At 39.4% G+C, this 4,563-nt stretch carries 4 protein-coding genes; 1 reads left to right on the top strand and 3 read right to left on the bottom strand.

What is annotated here, in order from left to right:
- Nucleotides 1-321: hypothetical protein (locus J6O61_RS02865; RefSeq protein ID WP_292209356.1), on the bottom strand; the 321-nt coding region annotated here is incomplete at its 3' end.
- Nucleotides 322-404: 83 nt separating this feature from the next.
- On the opposite strand from J6O61_RS02865, the gene preA reads away from it, so the two are divergent.
- Nucleotides 405-1,910, top strand: coding sequence for an NAD-dependent dihydropyrimidine dehydrogenase subunit PreA (preA, locus tag J6O61_RS02860; protein WP_330613712.1), 1,506 nt, complete (start codon nt 405-407; stop codon nt 1,908-1,910).
- A gap of 42 nt (nt 1,911-1,952) precedes the next feature.
- On the opposite strand, the gene J6O61_RS02855 is transcribed toward preA, so the two are convergent.
- Nucleotides 1,953-2,843, bottom strand: a complete 891-nt coding sequence (locus J6O61_RS02855) for a DMT family transporter (protein WP_292209353.1) — start codon at nt 2,841-2,843, stop codon at nt 1,953-1,955.
- A gap of 209 nt (nt 2,844-3,052) precedes the next feature.
- Nucleotides 3,053-4,231: an acyltransferase family protein gene (locus tag J6O61_RS02850; RefSeq protein WP_292209350.1), complete on the bottom strand. Its 1,179-nt coding sequence runs from the start codon at nt 4,229-4,231 to the stop codon at nt 3,053-3,055.
- Nucleotides 4,232-4,563 lie beyond the last annotated feature (332 nt).

Genomic DNA, 4,563 nt, shown 5'->3' with positions numbered 1-4,563 from the left:
TTTCACTGTATTTCCTTTGCAAAAAGGTGTTAAAGCCTTAATTATTGGTCTGTTTTTTTTGGTAAAGTAGCAATAAAGTAAAGCTATAATCCAAATTCCCAGGAAGGTGAAATAATGTTGAAATATTGTTAGAAAATCGACATTGTTATCGTTGATAATCGGTTTCATTAAAATTTTAGAGATTACGAGAAGTCCCATCTGCCCGACAAACATCATCACAATTGTCACTATAAGCGGAATAAGAAAGAAATCATTCCATTTATACTGATCCGTGTGCAGGTTCTTAAAAAAGCTTTTCTGTTCGTTGCTTCTTTCTGCCATATTAAGGTCCTCTCTTTCAAGTGAATCATTCTATATATATAATATTAACATAATACCGTTAAAATATTAAGTGGAGGTGTGTGTTGCTTCAGGAAAATCAGACTATAAAAAGAGTAGACATGATACACTGTGCATTATGTGCCGATGCACCTTGTAATGATGCTTGTAATGAGATAGAACCATCAGACATCCTTAGAAGTATTTGGTTTAAGAACGAACAGACAGCAGCACAAAGAATGCCGGAAAAGAATCCATGTATTACCTGTGCGGCACCTTGCGAGAAATTATGTGTTCGCTCAGGGAAAGTAGAAATCAGAGATATTATGAATCGCATGTATTCTCAGGTAAAAAAAGAATGCGAAACGCCCATCCCAAATAGTGAAGATGCTCTGAAATGTGATATTTGCGGAATCCCTCTGGAGAATCCATTTCTTTTATCATCCTCTGTTGTGGCAAGCACCTATGAAATGTGTGCAAATGCATTTGAAGCAGGCTGGGCAGGCGTGTGCTTTAAGACAATATGCTCACTTGATATACACGAGGCATCTCCACGTTTTTCAGCGATTACCGGCAATGATGGTAGCATCGTCGGATTTAAAAATATAGAACAGCTTTCTGATCACAGTGTCGCTGAAAACATGGAAATCTTTAGAAGATTAAAGGAGAATTACCCTTCTAAATTTATACTTGCATCAATAATGGGGCAAAATGAAGATGAGTGGGGCGAGCTTGCACGACTTTGCGAGGAAAACGGAGCAGATGCCATAGAACTTAATTTTTCCTGTCCTAACATGGCAGAGGGCGGGCTTGGAAGTGACATTGGACAGGTCCCAGAGCTGGTGGAAAGATTTACCAGAGCAGCTAAAAATGCAACCAATATACCGGTTCTGGCAAAACTCACTCCCAATGTAGCTTCCATGAGTCCTGCAGCTGAGGCCGCTAAGAGAGGTGGAGCAGATGGCATAGCGGCAATTAATACTATTAAGTCTATAACAGGCTTAAATATTCATACCTACGTTGCAGCTCCAGCAGTTCATGGACATAGCGCTGTGGGAGGCTATAGTGGCAATGCAGTCAAGCCTATCGCTTTAAGATTTATATCAGAACTTGGACTGAATCCGGCTCTTAATGGAATGCATATTTCTGCCATGGGCGGCGTTGAGACCTGGCAGGATGCTTTGGAGTTCATGCTTTTGGGCGGAGAATCTGTGCAGGTCACTACCGCAGTAATGCAATATGGTTATAGAATCATAGACGACCTTAAAGCCGGGCTCAATATGTATCTTGCTGAGAAGGGCTATAGAAGCGTTAAAGAAGTTATAGGCCTTGGACTTGATACATTAAGTAGTACGACAGATACCCTTGAAAGGGATACAGTCGTATTCCCGAGATTTATCAAAGAACGATGTATTGGATGTGGAAGGTGCATGATTTCATGTAAAGACGGAGGGCATCAGGCAATTAAGCTTGATGAAAACAGACGTCCCGTACTTAACGGAAAAAAATGTGTTGGCTGTCACCTTTGCCTGCTGGTTTGTCCTCAAAAAGCAATCGCACCAGGTATAAAACGTGTTCATAGTTATCACTAATAGCAGCTCGAAACTAAAAAACAGGGAGGCTACCCTACGTGATTATTTTTCTTTGGAGAAAGTTATCATCCATAGCATTAGAAATATGAGACCAAAACCTGCAGCGTCATACACAGTAAACTTGCTTCCTAGCACAAAAGTTGAAAGTAGCGCTGCAGTTATTGGTTCTGCAAAGCTATAAAGAATTGCTTTTTGAGGACCAATTTTGGATACACCGCTTATATAGAGGGTGAATGCGCAGACATTTCCTACTATTACAACAAAAGCTATTCCAAACAAACCATAAATGTTTGGAACATAATGAATTGTCCATATTTTGAAAGCAAATCCCAAAAGTATGCCGCCAAATAAGAATGACCATCCTTGTGCAACGATGACAGGGATTTCTTTTGTTATCTTGGGAGCCAGAACGTTGTAGATCATTACGCAGAACGCACTGCCAACTCCAGCAATCAGCGCAGAAACCGGCATTGATAAATGTGCTATATCCCCATGAGTTGTCAAAAGAAATACACCTGAAATTGCAAGCGCAATAGATATGATTTCAGATATCTTTGGCCCTCTTTTTATATGAAGACAGGTAAAAAGAAGTATGAAAATTGGAGCCAGGTCCTGCATGATTGTTCCTATGGCAGCATTGGAGAGTTCGATAGTAAGGAAATACAGGAATTGGCAGGTACTTACGCCTAGTATTCCATAAACAAGCATCCAAAAAGACATTTCTTTTGTCTTCCAGGGCTTGATTACAGTGTCTTTATGCCTGATCATGCAATATGCAAGAATCAAAATTCCCGAAAGACCAAGTCTTATTGGTACAAGCCACCTACTGTCCATATTCTGGACGTCGAAGAGATACTGTCCCATTGTTCCTGACAGTCCCCAGCAAGCTGCTCCTAATATAGTAAAAAGAATTCCCTTTATATTATTGTTCATGGCATTAAATCATCTATTCTTTCATTTATAATAGCGCCTTGAAGAATGAAAGGCGCAGAGAATATAATAAAGAGAATAGCCAGAAAAGTAAAGAGCTGGAAAGGCCCACAATTTGTTTGAAGATATGAGATGCTAGAGCATAATGCGTAGAAATAGATTCATAGCACAAATATGTTAAATAAAATTGCACAAATCTGTTAAATGGAGTTTTAAGCAGCCTTGCGTGAATGTGAAGTAATTGCGTCAGGCTTACGTAAGATTACTCCGTGGAGCTTTTTCAATAACATTGCGGATGGAACACCCAGAGCAAATACTACGAGCACATACACCAAAACGTATTTAATATGGTGTGGTGAAGGCACTCCGCCGTCAAACTGCCAGCCAAATAACTCTACATAAAGGCCGTGGATAAGATAGAATTCCAAGGTTATTGTTCCCATGAACTTAAGGAATTTGTTTCCAAAAGCGACTTTCATATTTATAAGCAGAACAGTGAAGACAAATTCTGTTGTCAAAAATACCTGAGATAGAAGGCTTACCCTTCTTCTAAAAACAGTGTCGGGAGCTCCCCAGTTGTCTCCATAGTAACCAAATATATTACAGATAAATCCGGAATAAATATATAGCGGGTAAAAGAGCAGAAGTGCTGCAACAAGATATACCCAGTAGTGTTTTTTCAGGTGAGGGATTATCTTATCCTCAAATTTTGCAAAGATAATTCCTACAGGGAACAAGAATACGCAGTTGTACCACCATTCGCCCCTTATCCAATAGTCATTGTGGTCAATTCTGGTTCCAAGAAGCATGTAAAGAACCACAAATGCGGTGGTTGCGAGTACTGCAAGCCCATCTCTTTTTATGAATTTAAAAGAAAAATAGAAAGCCAGATAAAAGAACGGCAAAACTATTACATACCAGGTATTCGGATTGCAGAGCTGTATGCTTGTAAGGTAAAGAATTACCTGCTTGGCATCCATTTTTTCTCCGACAAGGAGTCTTGCAATAAAAAAGATCACCGTGGTTGTGTAAAGCGCCAGAACAACAGGCAGGATACGCTTTTTTATGAAGCCGTCAAGATAGTTTTCCTTGGTGTGATAGCTCTTGTAGACTCCATATCCGTTGAAAAAGAGAAATATAGATACCAAGAGATATCCAATAGGCACGAACATGTCAAGACCGTGAACTATGCGCGTCTGCGGCTGTATCCAGGACGCACAGGTTTTCTGCGCGATGTGATGGAGCATGATGCATATTGCCAGAAATCCCTGAATGGCCTTTGTCTGCTCCAGAGACAGAAAACCATCGTTGAATCTTTTTCCTGAAAATTTTGCTCCCCATAGCAAAATAACAGGTAGTGCTACGTAAACTAAGTAAATTGCTTGTTTCATACTATACCTCCAGTAATAAATACTAACCCCACTTAATAGTAGTCTTTTGTCAAAAATCCCGCTAATCAGATGTATTTATGCACTGTTCATAAATTGCGATTTTAATGGACCATGGGGACAAATATTCTGTTACAATAAAATATATATATTATCGCTATTACAAACATGTAACAAATGGACAAGACAAAAGAACCGTCCCAATGTCATTTAGATAAGAGTCCCCCTGATTCACATTTAATTAAATAGTATCTTCAAGCAGAGGTGTAAAAGCCTCTGTTTTTTTGCGTTTTTTCTAAAAAAGTGCTTGACAAAGTAGTCAAAAAATGTTGCGC

Origin of the sequence: Butyrivibrio sp., from assembly GCF_017635265.1 — a bacterium.
GTDB lineage: Bacteria > Bacillota > Clostridia > Lachnospirales > Lachnospiraceae > Butyrivibrio.
This window is presented reverse-complemented; position numbering and strand designations above follow the sequence as displayed.